Here is an 18825-nt window from a genome sequence, read left to right on the forward strand (position 1 = left end):
CATTGATTTTTTTAGATCGTGTCCCCATTGAAAATTGAATTTTTCACAATCACATAATCCACTTTCCGGATCGCTTCAAGGTCTCTCCCACCTGCATAGGAGATTGAAGATTGCAAATCTTGTTGCATTTCAATCAGCGTGTCTTTTAGTGATCCTTTATGTTGGATCCAAATTTTCTTACCTTCTATATTTTTCTTTTCACCTTTTTGAAACTCTGATGCCGAACCGAAATATTCTTTGTATGCGATACCATTTTCTATTTTTGTTTCTCCAGATGATTCTTCATGCCCTGCAAAAAGCGAGCCAATCATCACCATTGTCGCTCCAAAGCGTATGGATTTTGCAATATCCCCATGCGTGCGAATGCCACCATCTGCAATAATGGGCTTTCTTGCCGCTTTAGCGCACCACCTAAGAGCCGCCAGTTGCCAACCACCCGTGCCAAAGCCTGTTTTGATTTTAGTGATACACACCTTCCCAGGCCCGATGCCAACTTTCGTAGCGTCAGCACCGGCGTTCTCTAATTCACGGACCGCTTCTGGCGTGCCTACATTCCCGGCAATCACAAAAGTTTCGGGCAAACGCGTTTTGATGCGTTGGATCATTTCAATGACAGAATTTGAATGGCCATGCGCAATATCGATTGTGATATAGTCTGGCGTTAATCCTTGTTTGGCTAACTCTTCTATCAAAAGATATTCTTCCTTTTTCACCCCAACGCTGATTGAGCTGATCCATTGGCGTTCCTTCATCTTTTTGACAAACGGGATTCTTGCCGATCCATTAAAGCGGTGCATGATATAGAAATAGCCATTTTCTGCTAGAAATTCTGCGATCGATTCGTTGATGATTGTTTGCATGTTGGCTGGAACTATGGGCATTTTAAACGCATGTTTGCCTAGAATAACAGTCGTATCGCATTCTGAACGGCTATTCACAATGCATTTATTAGGAATGAGTTGGACATCTTCGTAATCAAATACTTTCAATGACTTGATCCTTTTTTGCTTTAAAACATTATTTTTACCTTAAATTTAATAAAAAATCAAGAGGAAATGATATGGGCTCGATCAAATTTTGGGCGTCAAAGGCCTTATGAATAACCATAATAAGCAAGGGTTACAATATTGCAAAGAAAACGCTACAATAAACTTTCTCTAATTACAAAAAATAAGGAAATCATAAGATGCTGCAAACCATCAACTTAACGCAACGCTATGCGACTAAAAAATTGTTTGAAAACGTGAATATCAAGCTGGATAAAAACAAGCGCTACGGGCTGATTGGGGCTAATGGGGCAGGGAAGTCCACTTTTTTAAAGATTTTAAGCAAGAGCATTGATTGCAGCAGTGGCGAAGTCATCATCACAAGCGGGATGAGAATGGGGGTTTTAGGGCAGGATCAATACGCTTTTGAAGATTTGAGCCTTAAAGATGCGGTTTTGATAGGCAATAAGCGTTTGTATGACGCTATCAAAGAAAAAGAGCGCTTATACACCGAAGGGGATTTGAGCGATGATAAAGTGAATGCGAGACTAGGGGAGTTAGAAACCATTTGCGTGGAAGAAGATCCCATGTATGAATGCGAAGTGGCGATTGAAAAAATCCTAGAAGATTTAGGCATTCCTAGCTCTAAACACAACGATTTGATGAAAACCTTGCCAAGCAGCGATAAATTTAAAATCCTTCTCGCTCAAGTCTTGTTCCCTAAACCGGATATTTTGCTTTTAGATGAGCCTACGAACAACCTGGATTTAAACGCCATTGAATGGCTAGAAAACAACCTCAAACGCCATGAAGGCACGATGGTAGTCATCAGCCATGACAGGCATTTTTTAAATGCGGTATGCACGCACATTTTGGATTTGGATTTTTACAGCGTGCGCGAATTTAGCGGGAATTACGACGATTGGTATATCGCTTCTACCTTGATCGCTAAACAGCAAGAAGCCGAACGCAATAAAAAACTCAAAGAAAAAGAAGAGCTAGAAAAATTCATCGCTCGTTTTAGCGCTAACGCTTCTAAAGCCAAGCAAGCCACCAGCCGCCAAAAACAACTGGATAAATTAGACATTCAAAGCTTAGCGGTATCTAGTAGAAGAGACCCTAGCATTATTTTTAAACCCAAACGCACCATTGGTAATGAAGCTTTAGAGTGCGAAAACATCTCTAAAAGTTATGATGGGCAAATCGTTTTAAATCAAGTGAGCTTGAAAGTGATGCCTAAAGACAAGATCGCCCTCATAGGGCCAAACGGCGTGGGTAAATCCACGCTTTGTAAAATTTTAGTAGAAGAATTAAAGCCGGATACGGGCGTGGTGAAGTGGGGAGCGACCGTTTTAAGAGGGTATTTCCCTCAAAACGTGAGCGAAGAAATCAGCGGCGAAGAGACCTTGTATCAATGGCTTTTTAATTTCAATAAAAAGATTGAAAGCGCAGAGGTTAGGAACGCTTTAGGGAGGATGCTTTTTAATGGCGAAGAGCAAGAAAAGTGCGTGAACGCTTTAAGCGGGGGCGAAAAACACCGAATGGTTTTATCCAAGCTCATGCTAGAGGGGGGGAATTTTTTAGTCTTAGATGAGCCAACCAACCACTTGGATTTAGAAGCCATTATCGCACTAGGCGAAGCGCTCTTTAAATTTGATGGGGCAGTGATTTGCATAAGCCATGACAGAGAGCTCATTGATGCGTATGCTAATAGGATCATTGAATTAGTCCCAAGCCCTAAAGGCGCTTCAATCATTGATTTTAAAGGCAGTTATGAAGAGTATTTAGCGAGTAAAAAATGAAACCGCAGGACATTGAAATCGTTCAAAGCGTTTTAGAGATTACAGGACCGATTAAGGTTACTGAAGTTTATGATAAAGCCAAAGAGCTTTTTGAAAAAGGTGAGATTACAAACATGTTTGATTATGGGGGCAACACTCCAGATAGAAGCGTTAGTGCCTTTATTTATACAGTTTTAAGCAAGGGCGAAGAAGTGCCTTTTTTGAAAGTGCAAGAAAAGCCGGTCTTAATCGCTTTAAAAGATGTGGCTAAAGAGCCGGTTTTAAATACTGAAAAAATAAGCGTTTCAAGCGCTAAAATCGCGCATAATAAAATCATGCATGAAATCATGCATGAAAGGGATTTACACCCCTTTTTAACTTACATGGCTATTCATAATGAAAATTTGAAATGCTACACGAAAACCATTTTTCACGAAGAGAGTGTGAAATCGCCAAAAGGCATGGACAGGTGGCTTTATCCGGACATGGTGGGGGTTAGGTTTTTGCATGCTGAATTGTCTAATGAAAATTTAATCGCTTTTTCTAAGAAATTTGACACTTTGCCCGTTAAACTGGTGAGCTTTGAATTGAAAAAAGAAATCAGCGTGAATAATTGCAGGGAGTGTTATTTTCAAGCGATTTCTAACAGCTCGTGGGCTAATGAAGGGTATTTAGTGGGTCGTCATATTGATACGCATAACCCCCAACTCATAGATTTATTGAAGCGTTTGCATGCGAGTTTTGGGATTGGCGTGATTGATTTAAGAACTGATGAGAATAAAAGCGCTATTTTATTGAACGCTAAATACAAAGAAAAAATTGATTACACCGTGGCTTTGGAGCTTAGCAACAAAAATGAAAAATTCAGCGGTTTTTTAAAGAGCGTTGTGGATTATGACCCGGATTTCCCAAACCGCTATAAAGATGAATTTGATGAGGTTAAAAAGAAAGAGGAGTTATACCCTAACTCATAAACTTTCTTTTTAAAAAACGAGATTTTTAAAAACACTTCAAGCGTTTTTATAAGGGCGTTTCAAAAACCCTAAATAAAGCGCTAAAGAGCAACACGACCAAGCAATCCCTAATAAAAACCCTCCTAAAACATCGCTAGGGTAATGCACCCCTAAATAAACCCTATCATACGCCATTAAAAAAATCCAAAAAAGCAAAACCACAGCAATAATCGTTTTAATGCGAGCATTTGCGTTAGAATAGCATAACAACAACGCCAAAGAGCCGTAAAAAAGCGCTGAAGCCAAAGCATGCCCGCTGGGGAAACTAAAGCCATGCGCAAAAACCAATTCGCCATTGGTTACAGGCCGTGGGCGCGCCACTAAAAGCTTAAGGGATTTTAAGGTGAATTCACCCAATAAGATGCTAAAGAAAAACCACACCCCCAAAGCGATGCGTTTTTGAAACCCAAACCACAAGCCAATGAGTAAGGCTATAGGAGTGGTGAGCTTGCTTTGCGCAAACCATGTGCTAAAAAACACGAAAGAAAGCCACGCGCTTTTTTGAATGGGGGCAGGGTTGCGGATCAAGTCTATAAAAAATAAATCCAATTGTTGGATCCACTCTTTTTGAAAAGCCACCCCGCTTATCACGATGCCAAACAAAATAAAAAAGACGATCCCAATAATCCCAAGCGTTTTAGCCGCTTTTTTTTCTCTTACGCTGATTGTTCTGTCAAATACCATTCAAACCCCTTTTAAAAAATGAATTTTAAAAGGGTGATTATAGCTTATTTACCCCACAAACGCACACAAAACGCAAGGAATAAAAAATAATATTCTTTGATATAATGAAGCCTTTAAAGGGCGCACTGACAACGCCAAACAAAACCGCCAATCAAAACACAAAAAAGGGGCTTATACCATCATGGAAAACAAAAACACTCAAGCGAATGGGAAAAACAACGAGCATGCATCTTCTTCATTAGAGCGCAACGAATTGCACAACACCATTTGGAAAGTGGCTAATGAATTGAGAGGCTCAGTGGATGGCTGGGATTTTAAGCAATACGTTTTAGGCATTCTTTTTTACCGCTACATTTCAGAAAACATGACTCGTTACATCAATCAGCGAGAAAGCGATCCGAGTTTTGATTACGCTTCATTAAGCGATGAAGTGGCCGAGCGTGCAAGAGAAGGGCTTATTGAAGAAAAAGGCTTTTTCATCCCGCCAAGTGCTTTATTTTGTAACGCGCTAAAAAACGCACCCACTAATGAAGATCTCAATGTAACCTTACAAAATATTTTTAACGAAATAGAAAAATCCAGCCTAGGGTTTAAATCAGAAGAAAATGTCAAAGGCTTGTTTGCGGATTTAGATGTCAATAGTAATAAATTAGGGAGCTCTCATAAAAATAGGGTTGAAAAACTGACTAAAATCCTTCAAGCCATAGGGGGCATGCAATTAGGCGACTACCAAAAAAGCGGGATTGATGTTTTTGGCGACGCTTATGAATATTTAATGACCATGTATGCGAGCAATGCCGGCAAAAGCGGAGGGGAATTTTTCACCCCCCAAGAAGTGAGCGAATTACTCGCTAAAATCGCCCTGCACGACCAAGAGAGTATTAATAAAGTTTATGATCCATGCTGTGGGAGCGGGAGCTTGCTCTTACAATTTTCTAAAGTGCTAGGCGATAAAAACGTCTCAAAAGGGTATTTTGGGCAAGAAATCAATTTGACCACTTACAACCTTTGCCGCATCAACATGTTTTTGCATGACATCAATTACTCTAAATTCCACATAGCACTAGGGGATACGCTTTTAGACCCAAAGCATGAAGACGATGAGCCTTTTGACGCGATCGTTTCCAACCCTCCTTATTCCACTAAATGGATAGGCGATAACAACCCCCTTTTAATCAACGATGAGCGCTTTAGCAAAGCCGGTGTGCTAGCGCCCAAAAACGCCGCCGATCTCGCATTCACCATGCACATGCTTTCTTATCTCTCCAATCAAGGCACGGCTGCGATCGTGGAATTTCCCGGGGTGCTTTATAGAGGCGGTGCCGAAAAGAAAATCAGAGAGTATTTAGTCAAGGAAAATTTCATTGACTGCGTGATCGCTTTACCAGACAACCTCTTTTTTGGAACGAGTATCGCTACTTGCATTTTAGTGCTTAAGAAAAACAAAAAAGACGACACCACGCTTTTTATTGATGCGAGTAAGGAATTTGTCAAAGAGGGCAAGAAAAACAAGCTCAAAGCGCGCAACCGAGAAAAGATTTTGCAAACCTATATTGAAAGAAAAGAGGTTAAGCATTTTTGCACTCTAGCTAATATTGAGAAAATCCAAGAAAACGATTACAACCTCTCGGTGAACCGCTATGTGGAGCAAGAAGACACGAAAGAAGTCATTGACATTAAGGCGCTTAATGGTGAAATTGCTCAAATCGTAGAAAAACAGAGCGCTTTAAGAAACAGCCTTGAATCCATCATCAAAGAGTTAGAAGCTTAAAGGGGGCCAAATGCATAAAATAGAGCAACTCCTCCAAACTCTAGCGCCTAAGGGGGTGGAGTTTAGGAAATTGGGGGATATTGGGGAATTTTATGGCGGACTTGTTGGAAAAAGTAAAAAATCTTTCTCTCAAGGGAATAAATTTTATGTTCCTTATGTCAATGTTTTTAATAATCCACAATTAGATCTAAATGCTTTAGAAAGCGTTCAAATAGGGGATAAAGAAAAACAAAATACAATTCAATTAGGCGATGTGCTTTTTACTGGTTCATCTGAAAATTTAGAGGATTGTGCGATGTCTTGCGTAGTTACTCAAAAGATTGAAAAAGATATTTATCTTAATAGTTTTTGTTTTGGTTTTAGATTTTTTGATGAGAATTTATTTAATCCATCGTTTCTTAAACATTTTTTAAGAGACTACAATTTTAGGAAAAATATTTCAAAAGTTGCTAATGGTGTAACACGCTTCAATGTTTCAAAGCAATTACTTTCTCAAATAACAATCCCCATCCCGCCCCTAGAGATCCAACAAGAGATCGTTAAGATTTTGGATCAATTTTCAATTTTAACCACCGATTTATTAGCCGGTATCCCCGCTGAAATAAAAGCTAGGAAAAAGCAATACGAATATTACCGAGAAAAACTACTGACTTTCAAACCCCTAACCCCAAATAAAGAACAAAGAGCTTGCGTAAGCAAGTGATAGCCTCTTGAAAAAAAGCGGTCTTGGGGGGTTAGGGGGATCTTAAGGGGGTTGTAGGGGGAGAATTATTTCAAAATACCCCCCTATCCCCTTATAAAATGAATTTGAAATATTTTTCTTATAAAATGAATTTGAAATATTTTTTAAAAGGAATAACATGAATTACGAAACCATCGCAGAAAGCAATGAAAGCACGGTAGTAGCGCAATTTCATAGCGATAATGAAAAAAAAGGCGCTTATGAGAGCGAAGCAGAGCTAGAAAGGGCGTTTATGGCGCTTTTACAAAAACAAGGCTATGAATTTAAAAACATTCACAAAGAAGAAGAATTAAAAGACAATTTAAAAGAGCAGTTAGAAAAGCTTAATGATCATCATTTCACGCCCAAAGAATGGGACACTCTTTATTTTCAATTCATCGCTAATAAAAACGAGGATTATAAGGCTAAAACGAGAAAAATCCAAGAAGATCCGATTTTTAATTTAACCCTAGAGAACGGGAAAACCAAAAACATTAAAATCATTGATAAGAAAAATATCCATAGAAACGCCTTGCAAGTGATCCACCAATACAGCAATAAAGGGGGGAAGTATCAAAACCGCTATGACGTGAGCGTCCTTGTGAATGGCTTGCCTTTAGTGCATGTGGAATTGAAAAAAAGAGGCGTGGCGATCAGAGAGGCGTTCAATCAAATCAAGCGCTATAAAAGGGATAGTTTTAGCGCTGAAGACGGGCTTTTTGAGTTCGTGCAGATTTTTGTCATCAGTAACGGCACGAGTAGTAAATACTATTCAAACACCACAAGAATAGCCCAAATGGAAAAAAACCATAAAGCCGATACTTTTGAATTCACGAATTACTGGGCGGATAGCAAGAATAATAATATTGAGGATTTAATGGATTTTGCCCAGTCGTTTTTTGCGAAGCGCAGCCTTTTGAATATTTTAACGCGCTATTGCGTTTTTACTAGCGAAGAGGTTTTATTGGTGATGCGGCCTTATCAAATCGTGGCGGCCGAAAGGATTTTGGAAAAAATCAAAGCCACGCAAAATAGTAAAACTTATGGGAAAAGTGAAAACGGAGGCTATATCTGGCACACGACAGGGAGCGGTAAAACCTTAACGAGCTTTAAAAGCGCCACTTTGGCTAAAGAATTAGAACATGTTTCAAAGGTTTTGTTTGTGGTGGACAAGAAGGATTTGGACTATCAAACCATGAAAGAATACGATAAATTCCAAAAAGATTGCGCTAATTCCAACACAAGCACCAAGATTTTAAAACAACAGCTTGAAAACCCTAGCGCTAAAATCATTATCACCACGATCCAAAAATTAGACAAATTCGTTAAAGCCCACCTTAAAGGGCATGCGATTTTTAATGAAGAGGTGGTGATGATTTTTGATGAATGCCACAGGAGTCAGTTAGGCTCAATGCATCAAGCTATCACTAAAGCGTTTAAAAAATACCACCTTTTTGGCTTCACTGGCACGCCCATTTTTGCAGCTAATTGCGATAAAAACAACCCGTTAGGCACGACGGAGCAAAAATTTGGGAGATGCCTCCACCAATACACCATTATTGATGCGATCAGGGATAAAAACGTTTTGCCCTTTAGAGTGGAATACCACAACACCATTAAAGCTAAAGAGGGCATTATAGATAATAAGGTTAGAGCGGTTGATGAAAAAAGTGCGCTTTTAGATAGTAGGAGGATTAAAGAAATCGCTAAATGCATTGTAGAGCGTTTCAATCAAGCCACTAAAAATAAAAAGTTCAATTCCATTCTGGCATGCTCTGGTATAGAAGCGCTGAAAAAATACTACCAAGCCTTTAAAGAAGAAAAACACGACCTTAAAATCGCTACCATTTTCAGTTATAGCGCTAATGAAGAAATTGAAGCACTAGAAGATGAAAACAATGAAAGCGCTAGTGGGCTAGATAAAAGCTCAAGGGATTTTTTAGAGGGTGCGATTGCGGATTATAACGGGATGTTTAAAACTTCTTTTGACACTTCGGATCAAAAATTCCAAAGCTATTATAAGGATCTTTCTCAAAAAATGAAAGAGCGCCAAATCGATCTTTTACTGGTGGCAAACATGTTCCTTACCGGGTTTGACGCTACAAGGCTCAACACCCTTTGGGTGGATAAAAACTTGAAATACCATGGGCTAATTCAGGCTTTTTCACGCGCAAACCGCATTTTAGATAGCGTTAAAACGCATGGGAATATCGTGTGTTTTAGGGATTTAGAGCAGGATTTAAATGACGCTCTCATGCTTTTTGGCAATAAGGACGCTAGGTCTATTGCGCTATTAAGAAAATATGAAGATTATTTGAAAGGCTACACGGATAACAATAAAGAATACGAGGGCTATGAGGGTTTGATTGGAAGGCTCTTAAGCGAATTCCCGTTAAAAGAGCCGATTATTTCAGAAAGCCAGAAAAAGGATTTCATCAAGCTTTTTGGCAAGATTTTGAAATTAGAAAATATTTTAAACAGCTTTGAAAATTTCAACAAAGACGATCACATCAATCCCAGGGATTTTCAAGACTATCAAAGCAAATACCTTGATTTTTACGATGCAATGAGGTCAGAAAAAGGGAGGGATAAAGAAGAGATTAATGATGATTTGATTTTTGAAATTGAACTCATCAAGCAGGTGGAAGTCAATATTGACTATATTTTGAATTTGATTGAAGAGTTCGCTAAAGGGCATGGGGTGGAAATTCAAGGCGTTAAAACCAAAATAGAGCCAATCATCAACTCCAGCATAGAGTTAAGGAATAAAAAAGATTTGATCATGGATTTCATTGACAAATACAACAAAGACCAAGAAGTCCATGCGTATTTTCAAGATTATATCCACCAAAAAAGAGAAGAGGAATTCCAAAATATCATAGAAGAAAACCGCTTGAATGAAGAAAAAGCCTATTCGTTCATGCAGCATGCCTTTAAAGGGGGCGAAATTAATTTTAGCGGGACAAAATTTCCTGAAATCATTGAAGAAAAACCCTCCAGATTTGACAAAAATTCGCGCTATCAAGAGGTGAAAGAAAAAGTCGCTGCAAGCCTTTCTCGTTTTTTCCACCGCTTTTGTGATCTCACTAGCGCTATATTTAAGAAAAATGGGGTTAAGAAAGATGAGGTTAATGAAAAATAATTCATTGTTGAACGCTTTTGTATTAAAACTCAAAGACAGCACCGCTTAATGGATTTTTTTGTAAAATAAATTAATGGATTTTTTTGTAAAATAAAAGAAAATTTAAGGAGGCTTGTGGTGTTAAAAGAATTACGCCAAAAACGCCCTTTAGTGCATAATATCACCAATTATGTGGTGGCGCAATTTGTGGCTAATGGTTTATTAGCCTTAGGGGCATCGCCTTTAATGAGTGATGCGATTGATGAGATGCAAGATTTGGCAAAAATTTCTGACGCGCTCGCTATCAATATTGGCACCCTTAATGATCGCACCATTTTATGCGCTAAAGAGGCGATCAAACATTACAAGGCTTTGAATAAACCCATCGTGTTAGATCCTGTGGGGTGTTCAGCGAGTGCTTTGCGCTATGACACCAGTTTAGAGCTTTTGAAAAGTGGTGGGATTAGCGCGCTTAGGGGTAATGCTGCAGAATTAGGCTCTTTAGTGGGTATTTCTTGCGAAAGTAAGGGGCTAGACTCTCACTATGCCAATACGCCTGTAGAAATAATCAAACGAGCGGCTCAAAAATATTCTGTGATAGCGGTAATGACGGGTAAAACAGATTACGTGAGCGATGGGAAAAAGGTTTTGAGTATTACTGGAGGGAGCGAATATTTGGCTGTGATTACTGGGGCTGGGTGTTTGCATACAGCAGCGTGCGCGAGCTTTTTGAGTTTGAAAAAAGACCCCTTAGATTCTATGGCGCAACTTTGCGCTTTCTATAAACAAGCCGCTTTTAACGCACAAAAAAAAGTGTTAGAAAATAACGGCTCTAATGGTTCGTTCTTGTTTTATTTTTTAGACGCTCTAAGTTTGCCCATAGAGTTAGAAAATAGCCTTATTAAGGAAGTATTGTGAAAATTTATCCGCAAGTTTTAAGCATTGCTGGCAGCGATAGCGGTGGGGGTGCTGGGATACAGGCCGATTTGAAAGCGTTCCAAACTTTGGGCGTGTTTGGGACAAGCGTGATCACTTGCATCACCGCGCAAAACACACAGGGCGTGCATGGGGTTTATCCGTTGAGTGTAGAGAGCGTGAAAGCGCAAATCTTAGCCATTAGAGATGATTTTTCTATCAAAGCGTTCAAAATGGGAGCGTTATGCAACGCTAAAATCATTGAATGCGTGGCGGACGCTTTAGAAACTTGTGATTTTGGGTTGTGCGTTTTAGATCCGGTGATGGTGGCAAAAAATGGGGCTTTGCTTTTAGAAGAAGATGCGATTTTAAGCTTAAAAAAACGCCTTTTACCCAAAACCAATTTATTAACCCCTAACCTCCCTGAAGTCTATGCGCTCACAGGCGTTCAAGTGCGAGACGATAACAGCGCTTCAAAAGCGATGGGCGTTTTAAGGGATTTAGGCGTTAAAAACGCTGTGATTAAGGGGGGGCATACAGAGCGTTTTCAAGGGGAATTTAGCAACGACTGGGTGTTTTTAGAAGACGCTGAATTTATCCTAAACGCCAAGCGCTTTAACACGAAAAACACGCATGGCACGGGTTGTGTTCTGTCTAGCTTGATTGTGGGCTTATTCGCTCAAGGGTTGGATTTAAAAAACGCTATTTCAAAGGCTAAAGAGCTTTTAACCATCATCATTCAAAACCCTTTAAACATTGGGCATGGGCATGGGCCTTTGAATTTATGGAGCGTTAAAAATCTTGTTTGATGCGAATTGTTTGAAACTCATGTTTGTGGCTGGTTCGCAAGACTTCTACCACATAAGGGGCGGTAAAAACGATAGGATAAACGCGCTTTTAGAGACTTTAGAATTAGCTTTAAAATCTAAAATCACAGCGTTTCAATTCCGCCAAAAAGGCGATTTAGCCTTACAAGATCCTACTCAAATCAAGCAATTAGCCCTAGAGTGTCAAAAATTATGCCAAAAATACGGCGCGCCTTTTATTGTCAATGATGAGGTGCAACTCGCGCTAGAATTAAAGGCTGATGGCGTGCATGTGGGGCAAGAAGACATGGCCATAGAAGAGGTAATAACTTTATGCAAAAAGCACCAATTTATAGGTTTGAGCGTCAATACTTTAGATCAAGTCCTAAAAGCGTGCCATTTAGACGCCGTAGCCTATTTTGGGGTAGGCCCTATTTTCCCCACACCATCTAAAAAAGACGCTAAACAAGTTGTAGGCATAGAGCTTTTAAAAAAAATACGAGACAGCGGGGTAAAAAAACCCCTCATAGCGATTGGGGGCATCACGACGCATAACGCTTCAAAATTGCAAAAATTCAGCGGTATCGCAGTCATTAGTGCGATCACGCAAGCCAAAGATAAAGCCTTAGCAATTGAAACACTTTTAAAAATGCGTGAGGAATTTTAAAATTCCGCATGGATTAACATAAAAAAGGGTATCGCTTTTTATTGGATTTAAAAGCGTTTAAATCCATCATAAAGGCGTTTTAAAACGCTAAAAACTACCCTATCGTGTCCAATAAGCGCTCTTCAAAGGCAAAAAGCATAGGGGTTTTTTCGCACGCAATTTCCACAAAAGAAAAGCCTAAAAGGGTATTTTGAGCCTCTTTTAAAACCTCTTTGGTCCTTTGGAGGGTGGTTTTTAAAAAAAGTTGTTTTTCTTTTTCCTTCAAATAAATAACGCCGCCAATTTCGCCCAAGTTAGGATACAGAGCGTAAAAATCAACGCTTTGTTTTTTGGCTTTCACTTGCAAAAAGGCTTTTTTGCGTTCGTTTTCAACCACAAAGCTTAAAACCTGCGATTGCAAGCTTAAAAGCATGTTGGCTGTATTCAAAAACTCTTGCGAATTTTTAGCATGGATTAATTTTTCGCTCAAAAGTTCTTTGTATTCTTTTAAAGGGGTGTTGTCTTTGGCGTTTAAGATTTCTTTTAATTTATGTATTTCAATAGCGGGCAAATCGTTTAATGCGTCTAAGATTTTTGGGGCAGGCACTAAATTTTTAAGCACAATATCGCCTAGCTGATTTCTTTGCATAGTCGCAAAATAAGGCTGATTGATTTTTAATTCCTGTTCGCTTTTGGTGGGGATAATTTTATTGCCCACTTGCAAAAGAAAAAGATCTTTATCTTGTTTTTCTAGCACTTTTAAAAGAATGGGTAAAGTGGCGTTAAAATGGTGTGCGGCGTTTTTGGAATGAAGGGCGTTAAGCTGGTTTAGGGCGTTTAGGGCTTCTAGCATTAAAGGGCGTTGTCTTTGATAAAATCAAGGATTTTAAAACTCGCTTCTAATTTATTCATAGAAGGGATTTTTTGGGTTTTTTGATGGCTAAAAAGCCACAATTCATTCTCTAATGAGCCAAAGGGGCGTGAATCTTTAATGAGATTCAAAGCAACCACAGAGCAATCCTTGCCGTTATCTTGAAAAGGTTTTAAAAGATTTTGTGCATTTTGCATGGCGTTTTGTTGATCGTCTTCGGCTTTAAAACCGATTTTAACGAATTGGTTAGGATTGACAGAAGCCAGTAAATCCTTATTTTGAACGCATTCAATGTTTAGGGTTTCGCCGATTTCGCTTTTTTTAAGCTTGTGGTTAAAAGAAGTTTTAGGCACATAATCGCTAATGGCAGCTAAATTAAAGAGCAGGGGTTTTAAGGCATGCTTTTGTAGGTTTTTAGTGGCGTTATTTAAGGCGTTTTCATAAGAAGCGGTGTCGCTAACGGGAACGCTTGTGATTTCTTTAGGCAAAGGAGTGGGGAAGTTGGATGCAATCAAAGTTACTTTCGCTCCCTTAAAATATAACGCTAGGGCTAACGCACTCGCTTGAATCCCGCTAGAAAGATTGCTAATAACTCTAACGCTGTCAATCTTTTCTATACTTGCGCCGCCCATGATTATGACTTCTCTGTTTTCAAAATAAGCGTCTTTTAGGAGCGTTTGAGCGGCTTTAAAAAGGATTTCTAAAGGCTCAGCCATCGCCCCATCACCTTTAGTGTCGCATGCTAAAAGGGCGTTTTTGGTGTCTAAAATAATGTGGTTGGAATCTTTCAAGCGTTTTAAATTACTTTGAGTGATAGGGGAATTGAGCATGTTAGTGTTCATGCTGGGGGTTAGGATTTTAGGGGAAGCGCAAGCTAAAAAAGTCGCACTGATAATATTATCCGCTAAAGCGTGGGCGATTTTAGACAGGCTGTTAGCGCTTAAAGGGGCAAAGATGAGCAAATCAGCATCAGCAGCGCATGCGATGTGGTTGTGGTGCAACTTGTTTTGGTGGTTGTAATACCATTTTTCATTACAATCATGCAAGACTTTATGGTGGCTCAAGGCTTCAAAGCTTAAGGGTTTGATGAATTTTTTTGCTCCCTTACTCATCACCACTTGGATACTAGCCCCGCTTTTAAACAACAAGCGCGTTAATTCTAGGGATTTATACGCCGCAATAGAACCGCTCACGAGCAATAAAACGCGCTTGTTTTCTAATAACCTTAAGGGGTAAAATAAATCTTCTAAAAAATTCATAATAATTTCAATAAATCATCAGGCTCTAGCCATTGGTTATTATTATGGCTGCTGTATTCAAAATCGGGGGCGACTTTTTGGCCTTTTTCGTGGAGTTTGGTGAGCGTGTAATCTTTAGGCGTTTGGAAGCTTATGGTGGGCTGAATGATGAAAAAGTCTTCAAATTCTAGGGCCAAATGGCTTTCATCTTTAGGGATCATCACTTCATGGAGTTTTTCGCCCGGGCGAATCCCTATGATTTTAGTAGGGGTATTGGGGGCTAGGGCTTTAGCGAGATCAGTCATTTTCATGCTAGGGATTTTAGGCACAAAAATTTCACCCCCATGCATTCTTTTCAAGCTTTTAAGCACAAAAGAAACCCCCTCATCTAAAGTGATCCAAAATCGTGTCATGCGAGTGTCTGTAATGGGGATTTCACTCGCTTTGTTTTGGACTAATTTTTTAAAAAAAGGCACCACGCTCCCACGACTCCCCACCACATTACCATAACGCACCACGCCAAATTGCGTTTGAGAAGAGCCTTTAAAGTTATTCGCGCTCACAAAGAGCTTGTCGCTGCACAATTTCGTTGCGCCGTAGAGGTTAATGGGGTTAGCGGCTTTATCAGTGCTTAAAGCGATAACCTGGCTGATTTCATTTTTTAGGCATGCGTTAATCACATTGCTCGCTCCCATGATATTGGTTTTAATGCATTCTAGGGGGTTGTATTCAGCGATGGGCACATGCTTGAGCGCAGCCGCATGGATACAAATATCCACGCCCTCTAAAGCGTAATTCAAGCGCTCTAAATCCCTGACATCGCCAATAAAAAAACGCATCCTAGGATCATTGAATTCCATGGCCATTTCGCTTTGTTTCAATTCATCTCGGCTATAAACGATGATTTTTTTAGCGTTGGTGGTATCTAAAACTTTACGAACAAAGCGTTTGCCAAAACTCCCAGTGCCACCGGTGATTAAAATCGTTTGGTTATCCAACATGTTTTGATGATTTGGCATGTTTTACCAGCGATAGCCTAAAGAGGCGCTAAAGATTCTCAATTGCCCAATGGTTGGGGATTGATACAAACTAGAGCGATTGCTTTTAAAAGTGAAACTCCCCGCTACGCCCAAATCAAAGCCCCTAAAATTGTATTTCGTCCCAAAAGCCACGGTATAGCCATTAGAATCCGGAATGCCTATCGCGTCTTGGGGGCTTGGGGCTTGGTCATAATCAATAGCACCCATTAAACGAAGGCTTTTACCCATGTAAGTTACCCCTAATCTAAAGGTGTTGGTGTCCCTCCAGCCAGCCCCCATGTTCATCACGCTTTTAAAATTCGCTAAGCCTACCATTTTTTTAAGCGTTTCAGAGTCTAGTGAAGCCACCGTCCCGCTTAAGCCCTTGTAAGTAGCGTTCGCAAAATCAGGGGTTACTAAAAATTTATTCCCTTGACTCCAAAAGGTGTGCTCAAATACCCCCTCTATTCTTAAATGGTCTTTAAAAAATTGGTGGGCGTAGGCTAGGCTTAGGGTTTGGGGGAGTGAAACATTGATATTCAAGCTGCCTTTAGTCAAAACGCTCCCTAAAGAAGGGCCAAGCTCTGTGATAGCCACTAAACCGCCTTTCATGTTAAAGGTAACTGAAGAATTATACACCACAGAAAACATGCCATGATCAAACACACGCAAACTCGAACCCACTCTATAGCCCCCTGATACGCCTTGCCCGTTAGATTTTTGCACGACTTGAGTCGTGCCATAAAGATTCGCGCTCGCTTTGATTAAGCCGCTATAACCCATGATTTTTTTCAAGCCGTTATAAAACTCTTGACAGCTCTGATCGTTCATATCCCCACCGGCTTTTTGGCAATTAAGCACTGGTTGGTAGCCGATATTGCCTAATAAAGTCATCATATTGCTTGGCACTTGATCGGCAAAAACATTGTTGGGTAGATTTAAAATTTGCTCTGCGCTCAAAACCGAAGCGCCCTCTAAAGGCACATAAACGGTGTTATTAAAGCTCCCGGTCGCATAAAGCCCCCTTAAACCCACGCCCACGGAAAAGCGCTTATTAATAGTATAGCTCATGCTAGGGGCAAGCTCTACCATCATGATAAACACATCATGCAAAAATTCCCCCCCCTTACCATTCCATTTCATGCCTAGTCCGCTAGGAGCGGTAAAACTCCCCCCAAAAGTGAAGCCGTTATGCGTGCGGGTTTTATAAAAGAATTTGGGTAAAACAAAATTAGTCGTGCCCGTCCAACCATTCACGATTTGAGAATCAGGATTTGAAGCGAGGGTTACGACTTTTTGATTGGTTAGATTCATAAGCCCTTGAACACGATTGATTGCTTGTGATAAGCCATTGGTAGCGGCCGTATTGCCAAGCGCTTTAAGGATATTGCCAAGCCCTATAGTGTTGATGATGCCTAAAATATTTTGTTGGCTTTTATCAATTTCTAAACTCGTAACCGAATACAAGCCTTGATTGGTCGTAGGGACTTTAAAGCTAAAGGCTGGAATGTTAATCACGGTGGTGGTCATTTCAAATTCGCTTCTGTTTTCGCCCCAATCGTTAGTAAAGCCCATGTTAGCCGGGTTGTAAAAAGAAGCGTCAGCACCCCTAGCCCCAGCGACATACGCCGAGCCTAAAGCCGTGCCATTTAGGCTTTGCTCTTGGATTTTAAAGCCATTCGCATAAGAAAGCAAGGGCAGGCTCAAAGCGATTAAATGGCGTTTTTTGAGCTTTTTAAAACAACAAAGTGGGGAAAAGTTTTTCATTGGAGCTCGCTGTCAGCGTTTTCATTATCTTCTAAATCTTGCAAAGAAGGCTCATAGGGCTCAATCCTAATAGCAATTTTTTGCGTCAAATTCTGGAAAGAAATCAGGCCATTTTTTCTTTCATAAAGGATAATTTCCCCGCTTTTTTGAAACCTTTGGATCACGTATTCAGGGGTTAGGTGGCGTTTCCCTAAACCTTTAAAAATATCCCTCCCTAAAACAATGTCATCAAACAAATCCCCATAGCTCACCTTACCAAACAAATCCCTTGCAGCAATCCATTTGGCCGAACATTTTTGGCTAAAACAAATGCTCCGTTTAGTCATGTAAATATCGCCCACTCTTTGGCTGAGCTTGTAAAGGGTTACTTCAATATTATGGTCTTTATCGGTTTTAATCGTGCCGTAATCATAAAAGCGAAAAACCGGCGTGTTAATATAAATGAGTCTGAATTGGCGCAAGGCATTCAAAGTCTCTTCTCTTTTTTTACGAGCCTCTTCTTGTTTGATCTGCTCCCTAGTTTTGGGGGTTTGCTTAGAAAAAGGGTGCTTGGAGCAAGAGATCAAAAAAAGCGTCATGAAAAATAATAAAAAAGCGTTTTTAAAATACCGCATGATTATAGAGTAAGAGAGTTTATCCTCTCGCTCCGCTCAAAATACGATACCAAATCCTGCCGTCTAATTTAAGCTCCATGCTCACTTGACACAAGCCGTCTTTATAGATGGTCTCAGTGATTTCAGCGTTACGAATGAGGGCATTCACCCTCGTTTTAATCACGGAATTTTGTAAAACCATGTCTTTGACGGTGTCTTGAGCGTTCACTCTGATGCCATACATTTTTTCACCCAACTGGCGGTAGCCATCAACAATAGCCGCTCGCTTAGCTAAAGCTAGGGCTTGAGAGGGCGAAATGGTGGATTCTGGAGCCACACCCATGCCCACTGCGTTCAATTCAATGACATTATTAGGCGTGAGAATGGGGGTGTTAGGGATAGCGTTAGTGGGGTTAGAGCTAATGATGGGCTGATCGTTATTCTCAAGGCGAGGGCTAGGGAGAGGCTGAATGCTCTTTCTGGGGGTGAAATTGGTTGGGGGATAAATGGGGGCTTGTAAGCCGTTAGCTGAAGGGGGGATTAGCTGGGCGTTAGTGTTACGCTTTTTAAAGAGACTGCAACCGCTTATCAAAAGAGTGGCAACAAGCAATGAATTAATACCAAAAAAGGCAGAGTGCAAACGCATGGGCATTTCCTTAAAATGAGTTGATCAAGTCTATTATATCATTTTTGAATGGATTTGTCATGCGGATATTCTTAACTAATCTTATAAGGCTAGTGAGCTTTAAGTTTAAAGTCTAGGGGGTTATGATTTATTTTTTGGCTTTCCTAAAATTTTTAATAGGGATCACTCAATTTTTTAAAAAAAGGGATTTTAATGGCTTGATTGTATCGTTTTAAGATTTTATTTTATGATAAAACTCATTTTTTAA

At 40.0% G+C, this 18825-nt stretch carries 16 protein-coding genes and 1 pseudogene; 9 read left to right on the forward strand and 8 right to left on the reverse strand.

Annotated features, from left to right (window positions below; translation table 11 throughout):
* Positions 1-11: 11 nt before the first annotated feature.
* Positions 12-989, reverse strand: coding sequence for a GMP reductase (locus I6852_RS04115; RefSeq protein WP_197291328.1), 978 nt, complete (start codon positions 987-989; stop codon positions 12-14).
* Between the two features lie 197 nt (positions 990-1186).
* On the opposite strand from I6852_RS04115, the gene I6852_RS04120 reads away from it, so the two are divergent.
* Both I6852_RS04120 and I6852_RS04125 read left to right on the forward strand, forming a co-directional pair.
* On the forward strand, positions 1187-2788 hold the full coding sequence (locus I6852_RS04120) for an ABC-F family ATP-binding cassette domain-containing protein (RefSeq protein ID WP_197291327.1): 1602 nt from the start codon (positions 1187-1189) through the stop codon (positions 2786-2788).
* Positions 2785-3741 (forward strand): COG2958 family protein, encoded by a 957-nt coding sequence (locus I6852_RS04125; protein ID WP_197291326.1) that lies wholly within the window; start codon positions 2785-2787, stop codon positions 3739-3741. The genes I6852_RS04120 and I6852_RS04125 overlap by 4 nt, the downstream gene beginning before the upstream one ends.
* A gap of 36 nt (positions 3742-3777) precedes the next feature.
* On the opposite strand, the gene I6852_RS04130 is transcribed toward I6852_RS04125, so the two are convergent.
* Positions 3778-4464, reverse strand: a complete 687-nt coding sequence (locus I6852_RS04130; RefSeq protein WP_197291325.1) for a phosphatase PAP2 family protein — start codon at positions 4462-4464, stop codon at positions 3778-3780.
* Positions 4465-4482: 18 nt separating this feature from the next.
* Between I6852_RS04130 and I6852_RS08000 the strand changes: the two are divergent.
* The 7 genes and pseudogenes from I6852_RS08000 to thiE all read left to right on the forward strand — a co-directional run bounded on the left by I6852_RS08000 (position 4483) and on the right by thiE (position 12465).
* A pseudogene (locus tag I6852_RS08000) lies at positions 4483-4706 on the forward strand (type I restriction endonuclease).
* Entirely contained in the window at positions 4646-6235 is a 1590-nt protein-coding gene (locus I6852_RS04135) for a type I restriction-modification system subunit M (RefSeq protein WP_197291324.1), read from the forward strand. The pseudogene I6852_RS08000 and the gene I6852_RS04135 overlap by 61 nt, the downstream one beginning before the upstream one ends.
* A 10-nt stretch (positions 6236-6245) precedes the next feature.
* Complete coding sequence (locus tag I6852_RS04140) at positions 6246-6938, forward strand: restriction endonuclease subunit S (protein WP_197291323.1); 693 nt, start codon at positions 6246-6248, stop codon at positions 6936-6938.
* Positions 6939-7095: 157 nt separating this feature from the next.
* Positions 7096-10098 carry an HsdR family type I site-specific deoxyribonuclease gene (locus I6852_RS04145; protein WP_197291322.1) on the forward strand — a complete coding sequence of 1001 codons (3003 nt, stop codon included), beginning with the start codon at positions 7096-7098 and terminating at the stop codon, positions 10096-10098.
* A gap of 117 nt (positions 10099-10215) precedes the next feature.
* The gene (gene thiM / locus I6852_RS04150; protein ID WP_197291321.1) at positions 10216-10995 is read left to right on the forward strand and encodes a hydroxyethylthiazole kinase; all 780 of its coding nucleotides are present in this window, start codon (positions 10216-10218) and stop codon (positions 10993-10995) included.
* Positions 10992-11801 (forward strand): bifunctional hydroxymethylpyrimidine kinase/phosphomethylpyrimidine kinase, encoded by an 810-nt coding sequence (thiD, locus tag I6852_RS04155; protein WP_197291320.1) that lies wholly within the window; start codon positions 10992-10994, stop codon positions 11799-11801. The genes thiM and thiD overlap by 4 nt, the downstream gene beginning before the upstream one ends.
* Complete coding sequence (thiE, locus tag I6852_RS04160) at positions 11794-12465, forward strand: thiamine phosphate synthase (RefSeq protein ID WP_197291319.1); 672 nt, start codon at positions 11794-11796, stop codon at positions 12463-12465. Before thiD ends, thiE begins: the two co-directional genes overlap by 8 nt.
* A 94-nt stretch (positions 12466-12559) precedes the next feature.
* Here the strand turns inward: thiE and I6852_RS04165 are convergent, their stop codons facing one another.
* Genes I6852_RS04165 through I6852_RS04190 form a run of 6 tightly spaced genes read right to left on the reverse strand, consistent with a single transcriptional unit; the run spans position 12560 to position 18578 of the window.
* Positions 12560-13297, reverse strand: a complete 738-nt coding sequence (locus tag I6852_RS04165) for a hypothetical protein (RefSeq protein WP_197291318.1) — start codon at positions 13295-13297, stop codon at positions 12560-12562.
* Complete coding sequence (gene coaBC / locus I6852_RS04170) at positions 13297-14574, reverse strand: bifunctional phosphopantothenoylcysteine decarboxylase/phosphopantothenate--cysteine ligase CoaBC (RefSeq protein ID WP_197291317.1); 1278 nt, start codon at positions 14572-14574, stop codon at positions 13297-13299. The genes I6852_RS04165 and coaBC overlap by 1 nt, the downstream gene beginning before the upstream one ends.
* Positions 14571-15554, reverse strand: a complete 984-nt coding sequence (pseB, locus tag I6852_RS04175) for a UDP-N-acetylglucosamine 4,6-dehydratase (inverting) (RefSeq protein ID WP_031250742.1) — start codon at positions 15552-15554, stop codon at positions 14571-14573. The genes coaBC and pseB overlap by 4 nt, the downstream gene beginning before the upstream one ends.
* A gap of 21 nt (positions 15555-15575) precedes the next feature.
* The gene (locus I6852_RS04180; protein WP_197291316.1) at positions 15576-17339 is read right to left on the reverse strand and encodes an OmpP1/FadL family transporter; all 1764 of its coding nucleotides are present in this window, start codon (positions 17337-17339) and stop codon (positions 15576-15578) included.
* On the reverse strand, positions 17336-17953 hold the full coding sequence (locus I6852_RS04185; protein ID WP_197291315.1) for an HP0838 family lipoprotein: 618 nt from the start codon (positions 17951-17953) through the stop codon (positions 17336-17338). Before I6852_RS04185 ends, I6852_RS04180 begins: the two co-directional genes overlap by 4 nt.
* Positions 17954-17972: 19 nt before the next feature.
* Complete coding sequence (locus tag I6852_RS04190; RefSeq protein ID WP_001236582.1) at positions 17973-18578, reverse strand: LPP20 family lipoprotein; 606 nt, start codon at positions 18576-18578, stop codon at positions 17973-17975.
* Positions 18579-18825: the final 247 nt, after the last annotated feature.

It is taken from the genome of Helicobacter pylori (assembly GCF_015904775.1).
GTDB lineage: Bacteria > Campylobacterota > Campylobacteria > Campylobacterales > Helicobacteraceae > Helicobacter > Helicobacter pylori_DM.